Here is a 19,513-nt window from a genome sequence, read left to right as displayed (position 1 = left end):
AAAGGATGTTTGATAACTCCGCTTAACGAATGTAACGTCCCAAATCGTTTTTTTGCTGTAGAAAGCGACGCAGAGTGGTGGGCTTTAGTTCTTTTGTGGACTGCAGTGCATGGCGCATGGCTCCCGAGGTTCTGAATCCGCTCTCTATAGCCACTTGACCTATATCCATATCCGTGTATCGCAGGTACATCAATGCGTTTCTTATCTTCCACCGTGTGAATAGTGTGCTCGGGGTCATTCCGGTAAGTATCGTAACAAATGCTTGGAGTTGTCGCTCCTCGAGTTTCCTTTCCTTGCAAAAAGAATGAGCTGAAAAGGTGTCGTGATAGATTTCTTTCACAAGTTCATCGAGTAAATATATTCCGGATGGAGAAAAATTGCGCTCGATAGCAATGTAATGTACATTGCCATTCTCATCGAATATTCGTTTTTTAGAGAATGGAATAATATACAAGTCATCAAATGTGAATTGAGGAGGTATATTCATTTCGAGGCTATGAAATTTACGCTTTTCGTAATATTCAAGTTCCTCGAAGTCATAGAAATCATTTCTATTCATAGCTATTGGTTTTTAATACCTGCAAATATAATCATTTTTTCTATCTCCAAGCTTTTTTTGTTTTAAAAATACATGGATATAGTTAGTAAAAGTCCACAATTCTGATTATTTATATCATAAATAATGAGTAAAAATCCATAAAATTAATTATTCATCGTTCATTTTATCAATTATTCTCCCTTTTACATATCTTCCTTACTTCATCTGCCGCCTAAAAATCAGTTTTAGCTATCCACCTATATAAAGATGAGAGCTCCGATATAAAAGTAGTTGGTATCGGAAGCAACTCAAAGAGGTATATAGAGGTTACGGCATGAAAAAATCCATTCCCTCCCGGGTGTATGAGAAAATACATAGGAGGGAACGGCTTGGGAAGGAACTATTTTTGTTTTTAATCACTCTCCGTTGGGCTTGTCTTCTTCTATGACGAGGTTGTTGATGATAAAGTTTTGCCGTTCCATGGTGTTCTTGCCCATATAGTACTCTAACAAGCGTTGTACTTGGTCGTTTTTGTGCAAGGTTACCTGTTCGAGCCTCATGTCGGCACCTATGAAGTGGGCGAACTCCTCGGGCGATATTTCGCCGAGGCCTTTGAAGCGCGTTATCTCGGGTTCGGGGCCTAATTCCCGGATGGCCGTGAGTCTCTCTTCGTCGGAATAGCAGTAGCGGGTAATGAAATCGGCTTTGCGACTGCCGGCGGTGGCCTTTTCGTCGAAGTTCGCCACTACGGTCTTGTCGGCGATTCGGGTGCGGCGGTTGCGGACGCGAAAGAGCGGGGTTTGCAGGACGTAGACGTGACCTTTTTTGATAAGTTCAGGGAAGAATTGGAGGAAGAAGGTGATGATGAGCAGTCGGATATGCATGCCATCGACGTCGGCGTCGGTGGCGACGATGACTTTGTTGTAGCGCAGTGTGTCGAGGCCGTCTTCGATGTCGAGGGCAGCCTGTAAGAGGTTGAATTCCTCGTTTTCATAGACCACTTTCTTGGTAAGTCCGAAGGAGTTGAGGGGTTTTCCGCGCAGGGAGAAGACGGCTTGGGTGTTGACGTCGCGGCTCTTGGTGATGCTTCCGCTGGCGGAGTCTCCCTCGGTAATAAAGATGCAGGCTTCCTCCTTGCGCGGGTCTTTGACGTCGCTGTAGTGGATGCGGCAGTCGCGCAGTTTTCGGTTGTGGAGGTTGGCTTTCTTGGCGCGTTCGCGGGCGAGTTTGGTGACGCCGGCCATGGCCTTTCGCTCTCGTTCGTTTTCTTGGACTTTGGCGAGGATGGCTTCGGCGATGTCGGGATTTTTGTGGAGGAAGTTGTCGAGTTCTGTTTTGAGGAAGTCACCGACGTATTTGTTGATGCTGATGCCATCGGGTGCCATGGTGAGGGAGCCGAGTTTGATTTTGGTCTGGCTCTCGAACATGGGTTCTTCGACGTTGATGGCGATGGCGGCGACGAGTCCATTGCGGATGTCGCTGGAGTCGAAGGATTTTCCGGCAAATTCCCGGATGGTTTTGGCGATGTGTTCTTTGAATGCGCTCTGGTGTGTTCCTCCTTGTGTGGTGTGTTGTCCGTTGACGAAGGAGTGGTATTCTTCGCCGTATTGGTTGGCGTGTGTGAAGGCGATTTCGATGTCGTCGGCGGCGAGGTGTACGATGGGGTAGAGGCCGTCGTTGGTCATGGTGTCTTGCAGGAGGTCTTCGAGTCCGTTTCGCGAGAGGATGCGTCGTCCGTTGCAGATGATGGCGAGGCCGGTGTTGAGGTAGGTGTAGTTGCGCAGCATGTCCTCTACGATGTCGTCGTGGAATCGGTAGTTGAGGAACATGGTGTTGTCGGGTGTGAAGGCGACGAGTGTGCCGCTTTCGTCGTCGGAGGGTGTGGTGGTGTCGGTGATGAGCTGTCCGCGTTCGAAGATGGCTGTGCGTACTTGGGAGTCGCGGTAGGAGCGCACCTCGAATCGTGTGCTGAGGGCATTGACGGCTTTGAGTCCGACGCCGTTGAGCCCGACGCTTTTTTTGAAGGCTTTGGAGTCGTATTTTCCTCCGGTGTTGAGCATGCTGACGGCTTCGATGAGCTTTCCTTGGGGGATGCCTCTTCCGTAGTCTCGTACGGTGACGCGGAGGTTGTCGTCGATGTCGATGTCGATGCGTTTTCCGGCGTGCATTTTGAATTCGTCGATGGAGTTGTCGATGACTTCTTTGAGGAGAACGTAGATGCCGTCTTCGGGGAGGGAGCCGTCGCCGAGTCGTCCGATGTACATGCCCGGTCGCGTGCGGACGTGTTCCATGTCGGAGAGGTGGCGGATGTTATCGTCGTTGTAAATGATGTTTTCGTCGGGTTTCATTTTGTTGTCGATATGCTTGTCAGAGTGCGCGTTTGTAGCAGCGGCGTCGTTTGTGCATGTGTGGATTGAGAGGCCCCCATTGGCTTTGTACGTTGAGGTTGGTTTCCATTTCGATTTGGCTTTCCGCCCATTTGAATCCGTAGCGTTGGTAATAGGGAATGAGGTCGGCGAAGAGGAGTGCGTTGGCTCCTTTTGCTCTGTATTCGGGGAGTACGCCGATGAGGAGGAGGTCTACGGAATCTGTTTTGTGGAACTTGATGGCGCGCAGGAGGTGGTACCATCCGAAGGGGAGGAGTCGTCCGCGTCGGCATCGTTGGAGTGCTCGGGAGAGGGAGGGGAACGTGATGCCTACGCCTATGAGTTTGCGGTCGGCGTTCCAATCTTCGATGAGTGTGACGAGGTTGAGGTCGGCGTAGGGGAAGTACATGTTGACGTACTGTCGGATTTGGCGCGGGGAGAGTTCGGAATAGCCGTAAAGGTCTTTGAATGTGGCGTTGATAAGTTCGAAGATGCGTGTTCCGTATCCGCCTTGGAAGATGTCTTTCTTGGTGAGTTTTTTGATGCGCAGGTTGTAGCGTTCACTCACCATTTGTGCGATTTTGGTATATTTCTCGGGGATTTCATCGGGGACATTCATCTTGTATTCCACGTAGTCATTGTCTTTTTCGTAGCCACCGAGTGCCTCGATGTGCTTGGGATAATAGGGGTAGTTGTAGGCGGTGGGCATGGTGCCGAGATGGTCGAATCCTGCTGTGAGCATGCCTTCGGGGTCCATATCGGTGAAGCCGAGCGGTCCTACAATCTCTTGCATGCCGTGGGCGCGTCCGTAGTCTTCGACGGCGCGGAGCAGAGCGGCAGAGACTTCGCGGTCGTCGATGAAATCAATCCAGCCGAAGCGCACGCTTTTACGCTCCCATTTTTTGTTGGCTTTATGGTTGATGATGGCTGCGATGCGTCCGACGACGCGGTTGTCTTTGTAGGCGAGGAAATATTCCGCCTCGCAAAAATCGAAAGCTGCGTTTTTGTCTTTGCTCAGCGTATTGAGCTCGTCGCTATAAAGGTTGGGCACGTCGTACGGGTTGCCTGCATACAAGTCGTAATGAAATTCAATGAATGCCTTTAAGTCTTTCTTGGTGGAGACTTTTCTTATTTCAACAGCTGACATTTCTTTTCTTTTTGTTAAATGTTTTTAGCGCACAAAGATAGGCAAAAACATGCGAATAGACAAATTTACGCTCCGCTTTCTGCCTGCGCAGATGTTTGCACATGGAATTTTGAAAATAACATTGCAGGGCGTTGGCAACGTCATGAGAAATACCTACCTTTGCATCAAACAGGAAGCACTTCAGCCATCTCGAACAAGAACAATTGCGTCCGATTTGCGCTGCCTTTGCACCCATACTATGTATCGCATTCTTTTAAAGATATCGGCATTCTGCATCCTCTCGGCATTGCTTCTGACAGGTTGCACGCATCCATCAAAGACCCAACAACAGCCGGGTCGCTTCACAACCGACGTGCGCCTACGCACCACTCCTGTGAAGAATCAAGGGCAGAACGATTTGTGCTGGCTCTATGCGATGCTCGCCACGATAGAAACCGAGCATCTGATGCGGGGTGATTCGGTGCATCTTTCGGTGGCTTACCCCACGAAATGTTTGCTGGAAGAACTCACTCGCGAACGTTATCTCTCACGGGGCTGCGCCCCACTCTCCACCCGTGGTACACCGTGGCAAGCCCTTCATCTGCTGATGGCATACGGAGCGATGCCATACGACTCGTATCCCACAGACGAGCATGCGAGTATTCCCGCTCTTGTGCGTAAACTTCAAAGGCTCACCGACATCGATATCGCCCGACGAACAGGACTTCCTACCCACGAGAAAAGCATCGCTCGCATAATAGAAGACAACATCGGTCCCGCCCCCATCCACGTTTTTATGTTCGGAGCCGAATATACGACGACGGAGTTTGCCCACAGCGTATGCCGGAAAGACGAATATCAGGCATACACCAGCTTCACACACCATCCGTTCGGGACGCGTTTCGTTCTCGAGATTCCCGACAACCGTCGCCGCAACAACTTCCTCAATGTGCCGATAAAGACACTCGTCAAGCTCACCGAAACTGCCCTCCGTCACGGTCATCCCGTATGTTGGGAGGGCGATGTGTCAGAGCCGGGGTTCTCGCAGACCAAAGGCTTGGCCGAGATGCCTCACGGAACGTCTTGCACGCAACAAGAACGGCAACGCCAATTTGAACGCTTTGACACCACCGACGACCATTGCATGACCCTCATCGGCATGGCACATGATGCCCACGGACAACGGTTTTTCATCTGCAAGAACTCATGGGGAACGAACAATCCTTACGGCGGTTTCATCTATATGTCGCTCCCCTACTTTTACTTAAAGACCATCGCCATCTATCTATCCAACGGATTATGATTAAAACCATCATCTACGACTTCGACGGAACGTTGGGAGACTCGCAGCAACTCATCGTGGGTACCATCCGGCAAACCCTCGACAGCCTCCATCTCCAGCCCCGTTCGATTGAGCAATGCACAGCCGTCATCGGTCTACCGCTGAAAGCCATGTTCATGAAACTCCTGCCGCTGACCGACGACATGGGCACCCTCTGTGCCCAGACCTATAGACATATCTTCGACCAACGCAATGTTTCCGGAGCTGTAAAGCCGTTCCCTCATGTGGTGGAGACCATCCATGCGCTGCGGGATAGAGGCTTTTGTCAAACCATTGCCAGCAGTCGGGGACGAGAAACCCTCCTTCGCTACATAGAGGAGATGGACTTGTCGTCGTCTATCTCTTACATCGTGAGCGTAGACGACGTGCAACACGCCAAACCGGCACCTGATATGGTGCTCAAAACGCTTGATTTCCTTCATGCATTACCAAAGGAAACACTCGTAGTGGGCGACACTCCATTCGACATACGGATGGGAAAAGCAGCGAACGTGCAGACCGTTGGCGTGACCTACGGCAACGGAACGCGCACCAAACTGAAAGAAAGCGACGCCGACTATATCATCGATTGCTTCGAGCAACTCTTGCCGATTGTTTCCCGAGGCGAAGAGATGGCCGTATAAGAAAATGGAAGGAACAAAAGAAACGAATGATTACCTTATTATATATAAGCAATAAAAGAACGTCGAATGATGAACCCTGCATGGATAAAAACTAAACTGAACGACTCTCCGGTGGCACGCTGGACAGTCTTGTTTCTCGTGGCCTACGCCATGATGATGGGCTATTACGTTACTTATCAGATGTCTCCGTTGGAACATCTCCTTGAGTCTCCTGTGGCGGAAGGTGGCTTGGGATGGTCTTCTACCGACTATGGATTCGTGTCGAGTGCCTATGGCTTCATCAATGTCTTTCTGTTCATGCTTTTCATCGGCGGAGTGATTCTCGACAAAATGGGCGTGCGTTTCACCGGCATATTGGCCTGTTCACTCATGGTTTTGGGTGTTTCTATCCTTTATTATGCCATAGAATACGTGCCGCCTACTCGTCTGACAGTCGTCGATTGCCCATTTTTGGGCTTTCATCACCATGCCTACAAGACCCAAGTGTTACTGTCTGCATTGGGTTTCTCCATCTTCGGTGTTGGCGACGAGATGTGCGGCATCACCACATCTAAGGCCATGGTAAAGTGGTTTACGGGACATGAATTGGCTTTGGCCATGGGTATTCAAGTGGCGATGGCACGGCTCGGTACAGGTGCTGCCATGACTTTCAGCGTATCGATGACTTTCGGCCACCGCCTTTCCACTCCCATTCTCGTAGGTACGGCCTTGCTGATAACGGGCTTGTTGGCCTACTTGGTTTACTGCATCATGGATGTAAAATTGGATAAAAGCGTCGCCCACGCACCGAAAAAGGATACCGCTAAGGATGCCACGGAAGAGGAACGTTTCCGCTTAAGCGATATTCTCCTCACGCTGAAGAGTGCAGGATTTTGGCATATCACGGCCATTTCCTTACTTTATTACTCAGCCATGAGCCCGTTTCTCAACTTTGCCACCAAGCTGATGATTAGCAAATATGGTATTGATGAGGCCTATGCGGGAGCTATTCCGGCCATCATTCCTTTCGGCAGCATTCTGCTTACGCCGCTTTTCGGCACGGTTTACGACCGTATCGGACGCGGTGCCACGCTCATCATTGTCGGCACATCGATGCTGACCACCGTGCATCTCATGCTCTCTTTACCCGTCTATTCCGGAGCTTTTGCTGTGATGTTGATGATTATTTTGGGAGTAGCATTCTCATTGGTGCCCGGTGTCATGTGGCCTTCCGTTCCCAAAATTATCCCTTTAAAACGCTTGGGCAATGCCTATAGCATTATCTTCTTTATCCAAAATATCGGGCTGATGGTTGTCAGATTCATCATTGGGAAAGTATTGGATGTCGATTCCCACACATTGTCCGACGGCCGAAAAATCATCGATTTCACACATGCCCAATGGATTTTTGCCGCCTTTGGCCTGGGCGCAGTGCTGTTTTCCATCAGTTTGAAATGGTTAGATGCCCGCAAGAACTACGGTCTGGAAAGGTCGAACATTCGGCAAACAACCGCCAAAAGCTGACCTACTGTATCAGAAAATAGACTCTTTCGTCTTTGTGGTAAGCAGTTCCAAAGCTTTCATACCCATCACCGAATTGCCTTTCTCATTGAGTCTGGGACTCCATACGGCCACCGAATAGCTCATGGGATTGATGGCAACAATGCCGCCACCCACACCGCTCTTGCCCGGAAGACCTACCAAATAGGCAAACTCCCCTGCTTCATCATAGAATCCGCACGTCTGCATAATGGCATTGATACGCTTCACTTGCGAGGCCGTCAGTTTCACATTGCCGTAATTAAAGGCTGCCTTGTGGTTGGCAAAAGCCAGAAAAGCGGTGGCCAACTCTTGGCAACTCATCTCTACGGAGCACATAAGAAAGTAGAAATGTAACACGTCTTCTATCCTGTTCACAATGTTTCCGTAAAACTTTATCAGGTTAATGATGGCCGCATTCATATAACTTTTCTTCCGTTCCGATAAGGCCAACGCTTCGTTATAGTCAATGCTTTCATTACCACCGATAGCCCTGACAAAGGTAATAAAGTCTGTTTTAGGATTCCGAAGATGAGAAAGCAGGATGTCGGCCATCACGATGGCACCCGAATTGATAAAGGGATTGCGCGGTTTCCCTTTCTCCATTTCCAACTGAATCACGGAGTTGAAGGCTGTGCCGGAGGGTTCTTTGCCCATCCGCGACCACAAATCGTCGTTCATCAGGGCAAGTCCCATCGTCAGTGAAAATACTTTCGAAATACTCTGAATAGAGAATCTCACGTTTGCTTCGCCCACTTGGAAACTCTCGCCGTTCAGCGTGCGGAGGCACATACCGAATTGGTTGGGGTTCACTTTGGCAAGTTCGGGTATATAGTCGGCTTGCTTTCCGAGTTTCCGATAGGGGATAATCTCCTGAAATGTCTTTTCTAATATCTGCTGATAGTTCATACGTGTCTGTTTTGGGGTGCAAAGATAATTCTTTTTTCAGTTACTTTTCGCCGAATTGCAGCAAAACTTTCCGGCAGCAATATTTCTGTCTGTTTATCTCAAATCGGTCATGAGAACTTATACGGATTTTGTTGGATAGTCGGTCATACGGTTTGTTGCTCCGTTGAAAACGTAGCGGGCTAAATATTGAAACGGCAGAGGTGCACTATCATAACCGATGTGGGACTATATAAATAAGGTGTAGAGAAAAGAGCGACAGCTTCGCTAACAGACATAAAAAATGGAGTACCGCTGTACTCCAACCTTTGTTAACCTTAAATCTAATACTATGAAAAACACAGTGCAAAGTTAAGCACAATAGCTTCTCTCTCCAAGTATTTCTCTCTTAAAGACGAAAAATCAATCGTTTTATTGATATAAATCAAGTTTATGATTTTATCCTTACAGCTTTCAAAATGCCCACTCGTTTGTGAAATTACTTTCTTTTTGACCACATAAAACGCCTTTCTTCTAACAAAAGAAAGACGTGGACTCTTATCCCAAGAGCCCACGCCTCTACCGTTTAAGTATTAATTTTAAGCTAAAAATCACCTTATGTTTCAAGATAACAACTCTTAGTCGAGCTGTGCAAGTTTATTGTCCGAACCCAGCACCTCTTTGATTTTATGCTCATAAAGTTCGGTCATCAAGTCACGGGCAGGGCCGCAGTATTTGCGCGGATCAAACTCTCCGGGCTTTTCATCGAATACTTTTCGCACTGCGGCGGTAAAGGCCAAACGCGAATCGGAGTCGATATTAATCTTGCAAACGGCGCTCTTCGCTGCCTTGCGAAGCTGCTCTTCGGGTATGCCCACTGCATCGGGGAGTTTTCCTCCGTGCTCATTAATCATCTTAACATACTCCTGAGGCACCGAAGAAGACCCGTGAAGAACGATTGGGAAGCCTGGGAGCTTCTTCATGATAGCGTCCAACACGTCGAAAGCAAGGGGCGGCGGCACCAAGATACCTGTCTTCGGGTCGCGCGTACACTGCTCGGGGGTGAACTTGTAAGCACCGTGCGATGTACCGATAGATATGGCCAGAGAATCCACACCCGTCTTGGTAACGAAGTCTATCACCTCTTCCGGTTTCGTGTAATGCGACTTTTCTGCCACCACATCGTCTTCTACACCTGCCAAAACGCCCAACTCTCCTTCTACCGTTACATCGAATTGATGGGCATATTCCACTACTTTCTTCGTCAGAGCGACGTTCTCATCGTAGGGCAGAGCCGAGCCGTCAATCATGACGGAAGAAAAGCCGAAGTCGATACAGCTCTTGCAAAGCTCGAAAGAATCGCCGTGGTCGAGGTGTAAAACGATTTCAGGATGCTTGCAACCTAATTCCTTCGCATATTCTACTGCTCCCTGAGCCATATAGCGGAGCAACGTTTGGTTGGCATAATTGCGGGCACCTTTAGATACTTGAAGTATCACAGGCGACTTCAATTCCGAAGAGGCCTTGATGATAGCCTGCAACTGTTCCATGTTGTTGAAGTTGAAAGCGGGGATAGCATAACCCCCGTTGATAGCCCGTTTAAACATCTCGCGGGTGTTTACAAGGCCGAGTGATTTGTAATCTACCATAATGATTGAGATTTAAAATGTGAATATCCGGTAATACATGATTTACTTGCAAAGATAGCATTTTCATCCATTCCCGCAAACTTTTCTACCTCTTTTTACGACAAAGGGTTATTTATCTTTGATTCTTGTCAACCATTCCGTACATTGAAAGGGGTGTTGCCGGCTCCTTACGGACGAGGTCTTGCAGACGAGACGGAAAGCCTTTGTCTGCCGCACATCACACTCCCTCTCCGTAAAAGCTATGCTTTCAGCGCATAGGAAGATAGCTCTGACACCGTCAAAGCATAGCTCTTACGTCCTCAAAGCATAGCTTTGTCAATCAAGGGGCAGAACCCCTGTAAACAAAGGGGTTAGCGGGCCATACCTGAGAGCAAAGAAAACCCGCCGTTCACAGTTTGCTGTAAACGGCGGGTTGCAGTGTAAATGGTGTGTTTTTAATCTCCTTTTCTCGGTTTGGAAGTGGCTTTGCGCATCACGCAAGGCATGCATCGGTAACCATAGAGCAAGAAGCTGACGGTACGTTATTTCACTGCCATTTTCTTACCACCTATGATATAAATACCGGCTGGCAAACCTTTGGCAGCCTCATTGAATGCCACCCGCGAACGAACCAGTGCGCCGTCGGTCGTATATACGTCTACGAGGGTATTGCCATCGGTCGGCTGTTGCGTGATGGAAGCAATGCCGGTAGGGATAGAAGAAGTCACGTCGTTTACTTTGTATTTCGTTCCGTCCTTGTCGGTAGATACCTCAAAGTAGGCATCTTTCTTAATTCCCGTTATATCGACGGTTTGCGGGTCTCCCGCATTCGCACTGAGAACGAGGTTGACAAGGTCTGAAGAGCTGTTGATGGTAAACTTTTTATAGAACCACGTCTTCCCGTTTACAGTCTTCGTTACCGTAATCTTATCACCCGGCCACGATGTGTTCTGCGGTGCATGCGTGCCGTCTCCGCCCCATGTCCAGTAATTGACAGATGTCCAACCCACGTTGTCTGTATTGGCATGAATGGTGATTTGATAGGGTTGGAAATCAGCTATCTTATAAGTGCGGCTTATTACGCTGCTCACGATACCATTGATTAGCAGGCCTACTTTTAAGGTTGTAGTGCCTACGGGCAAAGTTATCTTGGTGCCACTTGCAACATTCGTGCCGGTAGCCACAGGTTCCGTACCGTCTGTGGTGTAAACCAATCGGGCATTGGAGCTTTTCGATACAGCCGTCAGCGTAACCTCTTTGGCACCGTCGTACTCACCGGAGGGAAGGCTCACCCATGCTGTTTCTGCCGCATTCTCCAAGTAGTAAGCATAATGATAGCCTGCGGCCACCTTCACCCATTTCCTCGCATTGGCCGGGTCTGCTACCTGTCCGAGCACAACACGCAGCTTGGCTTTGCTACCGGTAACGGTAAACGTGTAGTTCTTGTTGGGCACATAAGAGGTTTGTTCCCAATCGCTCTCGTTGGTGATACCTGCTGCATGACGGACAAGAATCATCTGCTTGAGGTCGCTCTTATAATCTTTCCAGTGTTTAAGAAACAGACACGGTGTGCCGGGCATTGCCAAAATATAGGCATTGGCGGCAAGGGTATCGCGGCGAACAGGGTCTTGCTGGTCGGTATCGGAACGTTTTTCTGTGTCGTGATTCTCAACAAACGTCACGGCAAAGCGCTTGAATCCGGGTTGTGTCACCAAGCCTCCTGAGGTAAAATTCCAAGTTCCGTCGTTCACAGCATCACGCACCGTATACCGAATAGGAAAGTCGAAAGCTGCACTCTGGATAGCACCATCTACAATGGTACCGTCTACCCAATTCTTTACAGCAGAAACATTGCCGTCCCAATACTCACCCACGGAGAAAGGAACGTTGGCCGTTTTATTATACAACCCCGTGAAACGAGGGGCATACCCCTTGGAAACGTCATAACGTAAGCCCGTGTATTTGAGGTCGTTGAGCAAGAAATCGAGGTAAGCATTCACCGTTTTCTGCACATTGGGGCTGGCATGGTCGAGGTCGCGCATGCCGTTCCAGCCCTCACCCGTATCCTTGTTCGCACTGAGCGAGACACCCTTCTTTGCGGCTTCTGCTGCCGTAGCCCCGTTATCATCGTCGGCCACAATGTCGGTGGAGGTCAGCTGGTAAGTCACGCCCTTATAGATTTCTGTGGGGAAATCGAACCATGTGGAGAGGGTTTGTCGATGGTTGATAACCACATCGGCTATCGTTCCGAGTCCTTTTGCCTTAAAAGCGGCAATCATGGAGCGCAGCTCCGCCTCCGTCCCGAACGAGCTATTGTAGTTATTAAACCAATAAAGGTCGTCGTATCCCATAGAGAGATGGTTGCCGCAGTTGCCGCTTTGAGGTATCCAGATTAAGCTGAAATACTGTGAAAGCTCGTCAGCCTGACGCTCAAGGGCTGTCCATTTCGTGTCGTCATAGGAGTCCCAATAGAATCCTTGCAGCATTACGCCGCCATAGTTGGGTTGCCATCCCTGTGCCTTCGATGAGAGAGGTAGCAGAAGAAGAGCAGCCAAAAGGGTATAAAAATGTCGCATAAATGTAAATATTTTTAGGTTTCTATGTGCCGAAATTACACCTTTTATATAGAACAGGCTATATCGGCGACGGTCAATTCATAGGTTATGCATAGGTAATCGTTTGCATCGGAGCCTCCGAAAAGAGACCATGAAGCGGCTTCTGATTCTGCGGGAAAGTGCCCACAAATTGCAAACGAAAAGCAAAAGGACGGCAGGCAAGATGCCGACAAACAAACGAAAGATGGCAGGAAGCCAAGTTATCTATATGAAAATGCAGAGAAGCGGTCTCATGACCAATGAGGGTTTATTAAATAGTGTGAATTCCTTTGGGCGTTACGAGATTAAACACTATCTTTGCAAAAATTACAAGCGGAAATAGCTCAGTTGGTAGAGCACAACCTTGCCAAGGTTGGGGTCGCGGGTCCGAGTCCCGTTTTCCGCTCACAAAAACTAAGAAATCATAGGCGCCGCAATGGTGGAATTGGTAGACACGAGGGACTTAAAATCCCTTGACCAGTGATGGTTGTGCGGGTTCGAGTCCCGCTCGCGGCACTCAACTTAAACCCTATTTATCATGCGCAAGACACTATTATTTTCATTATCAGCAGCTTCCATCATATTGGTAAGCGCTTGTTCGTCGAAGCTGGGTGCCCTCTCAGCCGACAATTTCAATGTTTCTCCCAATCCGTTGGAGACACAAGGCGGTAAAGTTCCTGCTACCATTAACGGTACTTTCCCCAAGAAATACATGAAGAAAAAGGCCGTTGTCACCGTAACACCCGAACTTCGCTATGCCAATGGACAAGTGGCAAGAGGAAATAGCGCTACGTTCCAAGGAGAGAAAGTACGTGGAAACGACCAGACAATCCCCTATCGCGTAGGCGGAAACTACACGATGAGAACCTCGTTCGACTACGTACCCGACATGCAGAAGAGTGAGTTGTTCCTCACTTTCGATGCCCGTGTAGGAAAGAAAACCGTCAATGTGCCGGCTGTAAAGATAGCCAACGGCGTATTGGCAACGTCCGAATTGTATCGCAAAACACTCACCGATGCCGGCGGTTGCATTGCTCCCGACTCGTTCCAACGCGTCAGAACTATGAAACAAGAGGCCAATGTGAAGTTCCTCATCAATCAGGCAAAACTTCGTCAGACAGAGTTGAAGAACAATTCGGTACAGGAATTCACCCGCATGCTTAAGAAAATTAATGCCGACCGCCAACGCCTGAACATGAAAGACGTGGCTGTACGTGCCTACGCATCTCCCGATGGTGGCGTTTCTTTCAACGACAAATTGGCCAACAAACGCCAAAATGTGTCGGAAGAGTATGTAAAACAACAACTCAAACAAGCTAAGACAAATGCTGACATCGATGCTGCATATACGGCACAGGATTGGGATGGATTCCAGCAACTTGTGAGTGCATCCAACATTCAGGATAAAGACATCATCCTGAGAGTACTCTCCATGTATCAAGACCCCGAGGAACGCGAGCGTCAGATTAGAAATATGAGCGCGGGATTCCGCGAATTGGCCGACGAGATTCTTCCCCAATTACGCCGTTCTCGCTTGATTATCAACTATGAAGCCATAGGTCGCAGCGACGACGAGATAAAGAATCAATACGTTGCAGATGCCTCCAAACTCAGCTTGGAAGAACTTCTGTATCTCGCAACACTGCAAAACAATGACGCCGATAAGGAGGAAGTGTATAAGAAAGCCACCACTCTCTATGCCAACGACTATCGCGCTTACAACAACGTGGCAGTAATGGAATTCAACAGAGGCAACGACATGGAGGCTCAGAGCTGGCTCAATAAGGCAAGAAACCTCAATCCGAACGCTCCGGAGATAAGTGCCAACGATGCATTACTTGCTTTGAAAGCCGGTAAAATTGCCGAAGCAGAGAACGCACTCGCAAAGGCTACGGGTGCCAATGACTACAACGAGGTGCTTGGAAACCTCAACATCGCCAAAGGCAACTATGCACAGGCACAGGAAAACCTGCGTGAGAGCAACTCCAACAGTGCTATCCTTGCACAGATTCTCAATAAAGATTATGCCACAGCGGCAACTACTTTGAGAAACAAGCAGAAGAGCAATGCCATGACACACTACCTACGCGCCATCCTCAACGCACGTCAAGGCGACAAAACGGCTGCCTCCGCTGCTCTGAAAGATGCCGTAGCACAGGACCCGGCCTTAGCAGCCTATGCTGCAAACGACCTGGAACTGTCTGATGTAGCACAATGAAGAGACTGACATATCTCATATTCCTCACTTTGGTTTTGGTTTCTTGCGGTTCCCGCAGCGGGCATTTTAAGCTCAGCGGGCACCTCCTGAACCTAAACCAAGGTGAGTTTTACGTTTATAGCCTTGACGGGGGAATACAAGGAATAGACACAATTAAGGTACAAGGTGGCAGGTTTACTTATGATATCGCTTGTGAACGACCATCCATACTCATGCTCGTATTCCCCAATTTCTCTGAACAACCGATATTTGCAACAGCCGGTGAAGCCATAGAAATAAATGGAGATGCCTCTCACCTGAAAGAGATGAAGGTAGAGGGAACGGATGACAACGAACTGATGACTGACTTCCGCGAACTGATTCTTCACGCATCACCACCTGAAGAGACACGTTTGGCAGGACAATTCATTGAAAAACATCCCGCATCACCTGTGGCATTGTATCTCGTAAGAAAATATTTCATCCTCTCAGAACGTCCCGATTACCGACGCGCCTTGTCTCTCCTCGACCTCCTCGCTAAGGAGCAAGAGAAAAACGGCTTACTGGTGCGCATGCGCCAACAAGTAGTTTCCATGCTCAGCACAAGGCAGGACATGCCATTACCCTCATTTTCCGCCACGGATGTGAAAGGCAATCGCATATCAAAAGCCATGCTCGGAAAGGGTATTGCGTTAATTAACGTATGGACATCGTGGAGTTTTGAAAGCATAGAAACACAGAGACAACTCCGCCAACTGCAACAAAGAACGGGCAACAAGCTGACCCTTTTGAGCATTAGCCTTGATGCTTCAAAAAACGAATGCTTGCAAACCATCAAGCAAGATAGCATCAAATGGCCTACGATATGCGATGAACGCATGTTTGACGGTTCGCTGGTAAAGACTTTGAACATTAGTACCTTGCCCGACAACATACTCCTGAAAAACGGAAAAATCATTGCTCGCGGACTCAGCCAAGAAGCATTGCTGCATAAGCTCGACGAGCTGTTGAAATAAGTCTGCTGGTTTTCTCTTACATAGGAAAAGCCCATGTAAACCTTCAAAGAAAAATACCGATGTTAGTAAAGACTTTCTGTGCTGCCGTAAACGGGCTTCATGTCACGACCGTTACTATCGAAGTAAGCATCGTTCCGGGAAGTACATTCCACATGTCAGGCCTTGGCGATGAAGCCGTACGTGAGAGTCAAAGTCGCATTCGGGCTGCTTTGCAGTACACAGGCTTTCGGTATCCCAAAGCAAATGTTACCATCAATATGGCGCCGGCTGACCTTCGGAAAGAAGGAAGCAGTTTCGATTTGCCTTTGGCGGTGGGTATTCTGGCGGCAAACGAGAACCTTATGGCCGACCGACTCCATGAATTCATGCTTGTAGGAGAGCTGGGACTCGATGGAAAACTACAGCCCATACGCGGTGCTTTGCCCATTGCAATACGAGCAAGAGCAGAGAAATACCGCGGACTTATCGTCCCCAAACAAAATGAACGCGAAGCTGCCGTGGTCAATGACTTGGATGTCTATGGCATGGAATCATTGCTCGATGTCGTGAAATTCTTTAATGGAATGCAGCGATATCAACCGATGACGGTGGATACACGCAGAGAGTTTTACGAACAACAATATAATTTCGACCTCGATTTTGCAGACGTTCGAGGGCAGGAAAACGTGAAACGTGCTCTCGAAGTGGCAGCAGCAGGCGGACATAACTTAATCATGATAGGGCCGCCGGGCAGTGGCAAATCCATGATGGCCAAGCGTCTGCCGTCTATTCTGCCGCCTCTTTCGCTTTCAGAAAGCCTCGAAACAACGCAAATCCATAGCATTGCGGGCAAGTTGTCTCGTCATACGTCGCTCATCTCTCAACGGCCGTTCCGTTCTCCCCATCATACCATCTCGCAAGTAGCACTTGTCGGAGGCGGAACAACTCCCCAACCGGGCGAAATCTCTTTGGCTCACAATGGCGTTCTCTTTGCCGACGAGTTGCCCGAATTCAACAAACCCACCCTCGAAGTGCTGCGCCAACCGCTCGAAGACCGCCGAATCACTATCTCAAGAGCAAAATACACCATCGAATTTCCTTGCTCTTTTATGTTTGTTGCCTCAATGAATCCATGCCCATGTGGTTACTATGGCGACCCCACACATCAATGCGTATGTACACCCGGGCAAATTCAGAAATACATGAACAAGATAAGTGGCCCGCTGTTAGACCGCATAGATATTCAAGTGGAGATAACGCCCGTTCCGTTTCAAGACATTTCCAAGGCTTCCGAAGGCGAGCCGAGCGAAAGCATCCGCCAACGGGTAATTGCTGCAAGACTTATTCAAGAACAGCGATTTGCCGATGTAAAAGGCGTGCATTGCAATGCCCAGATGAGCGAAAGGATGATTCACCGTTTTGCCGAACCCGACAAAGAGGGCATCGAAATGTTGCGACTTGCCATGCAACGCCTCAGCCTTTCGGCACGTGCCTATAATCGCATACTCAAAGTGGCACGAACCATTGCCGACCTTGAGGGTAGCGAACGCGTGAAGACCGACCACTTGGCCGAGGCTATCGGCTATCGGAACCTCGACCGAAGCGACTGGTCGGAACGACAGGGATAACAGCAATCCGATGCTGCTCGCTGTCCTTTCAAGCAGTAAAAACCGTCTTTTCTCTCTTGCTCCGTGAGCCAGCACTCGGCCATGGACAACGGTCAAGCACAAAAAAGCCCAACTCCCCTCACAGGAAGTTGGGCTTTTGCCTGCAACCGAGTTATTTATCGTATTCCAGATGGAAGTTGATAACGGCTTCGATACCTTTGCGGAAAATGTCTAAAGGCATGTTTTCGTTCGGAGAATGGATGGCGTTCGACTCCAAGCCGAAGCCCATCAGAACGGTTTTCACGCCGAGAATCTCTTCAAAAGCAGCGATGATGGGAATGCTTCCACCACGCCTCACAGGCAACGGACGCTTGCCGAATGCTTTCTCAAAACCGCGCTCGGCTGCTTGATAAGCCGGCAGGTCGATGGGGCAGACGTAGCCTTGTCCGCCATGAGACGGCTGCACGCTTACTTTCACCGTGCGTGGAGCAACGCGGTTGAAGTAGTCAATCACGAGCTGACTTATCTTCCTGTGGTCTTGATGGGGTACCAAACGACACGAAATCTTGGCATATGCCTTCGAGGGAATCACGGTCTTTGAACCCTCGCCGGTATAGCCGCCCCAAATACCACACACGTCAAACGACGGACGGAAGCCCGTGCGTTCAATGGTGTTATAGCCCACTTCGCCGAACAACTCCTCAACATCGAGGCTGCGCTTGTATTTCTCTATATCGAACGGAATATTCTCCACGAGCTTCCGTTCCTCGGCGGGAATCTCGTCCACATCGTCATAGAAGCCGGGGATACGTATGCGACCGTCTTCGCCTGTCACATCGGCAATCAGCTTGCAGAGCACGTTGATAGGGTTAGCCACTGCACCCCCAAAGTGGCCGGAGTGAAGGTCGTGGTTCGGCCCCGTCACCTCTATCTGCCAATAAGCCAACCCGCGAAGCCCCGTTGTGAGTGAGGGAAGGTCGGCAGAGAGCATGCTGGTGTCCGACACCAAGATGACATCGCTCTTCAACAGCTCTTTGTGCTTCTGACAAAACGCGCCCAAGCTGCCCGACCCAATTTCTTCTTCACCCTCGAGAATGAATTTCACATTATGCTTCAAAAGGCCGTTCTTTACCACATATTCAAAGGCTTTGGCCTGAATAAACGACTGTCCCTTGTCGTCATCGGCACCTCGCGCCCAAATGTGTCCATCGCGCACCACGGGTTCAAAGGGTTCACTCTTCCACAGCTCAAACGGTTCTGCCGGCATCACATCATAGTGACCATATATCAACAGCGTCTTGGCTGCAGGGTCTACCATCTTCTCGGCGTAGACCATAGGATTGCCGTCAGAAGGCATCACCTCCGCTTTGTCTACACCGGCCATGAGCAACAGCTCTTTCCAACGTTCGGCACATCGCAACATATCGGCATGATGCTCGGGCTGAGCACTTACACTCGGGATACGAATCAGGCTGAAAAGCTCGTCTAATATCCGTTCTTCGTTTTCTTTAATGTATTGCTTAATCATCATATTTAGGTTAAATGTTCTGTTCGCAAAGATAGCATATTTCTGCGGACTATCCAACATCGCACATCTGTTTTTCCTCCTCGTACAGTCTCTCTACATGCCTTACCATCCTTGCCCGCTCATCTATAACCCTTCATACTCACACGCTCCCGAGAGCGTTCTGTCGCCCTTTTAGGGCTTAGATAGTGGGAATCCACGACACAGGGGCTGCGCTACCGCTTCCCCCTGTCTAAGGTCTGTCGCCCCTTTGGGGCTATTGAATAAGATTCTCTTATCCCGAACTCGCGTATAAAAAGGTGTATAACACTTTCCACAATAGGTGTTAAACACCCTTGGACGTAGGTGTTAAACACCCTTGAGCGTAGGTGTTAAACACTCTTGGACGTAGGTGTTAAACACTCTTGCTTGTGAGTATTGACATCTACCCCTACTTCAGACAACGTCTACTCCTACTTCAGACGAGGTGTAGTCCTACTTCAGACAACAGGCGTGAGGAGCTCCTCTGTTATGCACCGAATCGTCGGATGCAATAAGAGCTATGCTTTGACGACATAGAAAGATAGCTT

The 19,513-nt window shown here is 49.1% G+C and carries 13 protein-coding genes and 2 tRNA genes; 8 read left to right on the top strand and 7 right to left on the bottom strand.

Translation table 11 applies throughout. The annotated features are described in order from the left end of the window. Positions 1-22 precede the first annotated feature (22 nt). The 3 genes from HMPREF0658_RS08270 to HMPREF0658_RS08260 form a co-directional block, all read right to left on the bottom strand. Positions 23-559 (bottom strand): helix-turn-helix domain-containing protein, encoded by a 537-nt coding sequence (locus HMPREF0658_RS08270; protein ID WP_006950122.1) that lies wholly within the window; start codon positions 557-559, stop codon positions 23-25. A gap of 395 nt (positions 560-954) precedes the next feature. After that, complete coding sequence (locus HMPREF0658_RS08265; RefSeq protein ID WP_006950121.1) at positions 955-2,886, bottom strand: DNA topoisomerase IV subunit B; 1,932 nt, start codon at positions 2,884-2,886, stop codon at positions 955-957. 19 nt (positions 2,887-2,905) lie between these two features. Continuing rightward, positions 2,906-4,051 (bottom strand): hypothetical protein, encoded by a 1,146-nt coding sequence (locus HMPREF0658_RS08260; protein WP_006950120.1) that lies wholly within the window; start codon positions 4,049-4,051, stop codon positions 2,906-2,908. A gap of 49 nt (positions 4,052-4,100) precedes the next feature. Here HMPREF0658_RS08260 and HMPREF0658_RS08255 point away from each other — a divergent pair, with 49 nt between their 5' ends. The 3 genes from HMPREF0658_RS08255 (at position 4,101) to HMPREF0658_RS08245 (ending at position 7,498) form a co-directional block, all read left to right on the top strand. After that, entirely contained in the window at positions 4,101-5,333 is a 1,233-nt protein-coding gene (locus tag HMPREF0658_RS08255) for a C1 family peptidase (protein WP_006950119.1), read from the top strand. Continuing rightward, on the top strand, positions 5,330-5,995 hold the full coding sequence (locus HMPREF0658_RS08250) for an HAD family hydrolase (protein ID WP_006950118.1): 666 nt from the start codon (positions 5,330-5,332) through the stop codon (positions 5,993-5,995). The genes HMPREF0658_RS08255 and HMPREF0658_RS08250 overlap by 4 nt, the downstream gene beginning before the upstream one ends. Positions 5,996-6,061: 66 nt before the next feature. After that, positions 6,062-7,498 (top strand): MFS transporter, encoded by a 1,437-nt coding sequence (locus HMPREF0658_RS08245; RefSeq protein WP_006950117.1) that lies wholly within the window; start codon positions 6,062-6,064, stop codon positions 7,496-7,498. A 9-nt stretch (positions 7,499-7,507) separates the two neighbouring features. Here the strand turns inward: HMPREF0658_RS08245 and HMPREF0658_RS08240 are convergent, their stop codons facing one another. The 3 genes from HMPREF0658_RS08240 to HMPREF0658_RS08230 form a co-directional block, all read right to left on the bottom strand. Continuing rightward, complete coding sequence (locus HMPREF0658_RS08240) at positions 7,508-8,422, bottom strand: glutaminase (RefSeq protein ID WP_006950115.1); 915 nt, start codon at positions 8,420-8,422, stop codon at positions 7,508-7,510. A 614-nt stretch (positions 8,423-9,036) separates the two neighbouring features. Then, positions 9,037-10,047, bottom strand: coding sequence for a class II fructose-bisphosphate aldolase (locus HMPREF0658_RS08235; protein ID WP_006950113.1), 1,011 nt, complete (start codon positions 10,045-10,047; stop codon positions 9,037-9,039). 521 nt (positions 10,048-10,568) lie between these two features. Further along, the gene (locus HMPREF0658_RS08230) at positions 10,569-12,602 is read right to left on the bottom strand and encodes an alpha-amylase family glycosyl hydrolase (RefSeq protein WP_006950111.1); all 2,034 of its coding nucleotides are present in this window, start codon (positions 12,600-12,602) and stop codon (positions 10,569-10,571) included. 351 nt (positions 12,603-12,953) lie between these two features. Between HMPREF0658_RS08230 and HMPREF0658_RS08225 the strand changes: the two genes are divergently transcribed. The 5 genes from HMPREF0658_RS08225 (at position 12,954) to HMPREF0658_RS08205 (ending at position 17,440) form a co-directional block, all read left to right on the top strand. Next, positions 12,954-13,026, top strand: a tRNA-Gly gene (locus HMPREF0658_RS08225). Between the two features lie 24 nt (positions 13,027-13,050). Continuing rightward, a tRNA-Leu gene (locus HMPREF0658_RS08220) sits at positions 13,051-13,136 on the top strand. A 22-nt stretch (positions 13,137-13,158) separates the two neighbouring features. Further along, a complete protein-coding gene (locus HMPREF0658_RS08215; RefSeq protein WP_006950110.1) occupies positions 13,159-14,838 on the top strand; it encodes a tetratricopeptide repeat protein in 1,680 nt (559 codons plus the stop codon). Further along, positions 14,835-15,833, top strand: coding sequence for a DUF4369 domain-containing protein (locus HMPREF0658_RS08210; RefSeq protein WP_006950109.1), 999 nt, complete (start codon positions 14,835-14,837; stop codon positions 15,831-15,833). The genes HMPREF0658_RS08215 and HMPREF0658_RS08210 overlap by 4 nt, the downstream gene beginning before the upstream one ends. 59 nt (positions 15,834-15,892) lie before the next feature. Further along, positions 15,893-17,440, top strand: coding sequence for a YifB family Mg chelatase-like AAA ATPase (locus HMPREF0658_RS08205; protein WP_006950101.1), 1,548 nt, complete (start codon positions 15,893-15,895; stop codon positions 17,438-17,440). Between the two features lie 151 nt (positions 17,441-17,591). Here the strand turns inward: HMPREF0658_RS08205 and HMPREF0658_RS08200 are convergent, their stop codons facing one another. Then, positions 17,592-18,947: a dipeptidase gene (locus HMPREF0658_RS08200; RefSeq protein ID WP_024990866.1), complete on the bottom strand. Its 1,356-nt coding sequence runs from the start codon at positions 18,945-18,947 to the stop codon at positions 17,592-17,594. Positions 18,948-19,513: the final 566 nt, after the last annotated feature.

It is taken from the genome of Hoylesella marshii DSM 16973 = JCM 13450 (assembly GCF_000146675.1).
GTDB lineage: Bacteria > Bacteroidota > Bacteroidia > Bacteroidales > Bacteroidaceae > Prevotella > Prevotella marshii.
This window is presented reverse-complemented; position numbering and strand designations above follow the sequence as displayed.

What these genes read in the sequence shown, in the direction of transcription:
- HMPREF0658_RS08270 (WP_006950122.1), bottom strand. Translation starts at nt 559, where the DNA reads ATGAATAGAAATGATTTCTATGACTTCGAGGAACTTGAATATTACGAA.
- HMPREF0658_RS08265 (WP_006950121.1), bottom strand. Translation starts at nt 2,886, where the DNA reads ATGAAACCCGACGAAAACATCATTTACAACGACGATAACATCCGCCAC.
- HMPREF0658_RS08260 (WP_006950120.1), bottom strand. Translation starts at nt 4,051, where the DNA reads ATGTCAGCTGTTGAAATAAGAAAAGTCTCCACCAAGAAAGACTTAAAG.
- HMPREF0658_RS08255 (WP_006950119.1), top strand. Translation starts at nt 4,101, where the DNA reads ATGCGAATAGACAAATTTACGCTCCGCTTTCTGCCTGCGCAGATGTTT.
- HMPREF0658_RS08250 (WP_006950118.1), top strand. Translation starts at nt 5,330, where the DNA reads ATGATTAAAACCATCATCTACGACTTCGACGGAACGTTGGGAGACTCG.
- HMPREF0658_RS08245 (WP_006950117.1), top strand. Translation starts at nt 6,062, where the DNA reads ATGATGAACCCTGCATGGATAAAAACTAAACTGAACGACTCTCCGGTG.
- HMPREF0658_RS08240 (WP_006950115.1), bottom strand. Translation starts at nt 8,422, where the DNA reads ATGAACTATCAGCAGATATTAGAAAAGACATTTCAGGAGATTATCCCC.
- HMPREF0658_RS08235 (WP_006950113.1), bottom strand. Translation starts at nt 10,047, where the DNA reads ATGGTAGATTACAAATCACTCGGCCTTGTAAACACCCGCGAGATGTTT.
- HMPREF0658_RS08230 (WP_006950111.1), bottom strand. Translation starts at nt 12,602, where the DNA reads ATGCGACATTTTTATACCCTTTTGGCTGCTCTTCTTCTGCTACCTCTC.
- HMPREF0658_RS08215 (WP_006950110.1), top strand. Translation starts at nt 13,159, where the DNA reads ATGCGCAAGACACTATTATTTTCATTATCAGCAGCTTCCATCATATTG.
- HMPREF0658_RS08210 (WP_006950109.1), top strand. Translation starts at nt 14,835, where the DNA reads ATGAAGAGACTGACATATCTCATATTCCTCACTTTGGTTTTGGTTTCT.
- HMPREF0658_RS08205 (WP_006950101.1), top strand. Translation starts at nt 15,893, where the DNA reads ATGTTAGTAAAGACTTTCTGTGCTGCCGTAAACGGGCTTCATGTCACG.
- HMPREF0658_RS08200 (WP_024990866.1), bottom strand. Translation starts at nt 18,947, where the DNA reads ATGATTAAGCAATACATTAAAGAAAACGAAGAACGGATATTAGACGAG.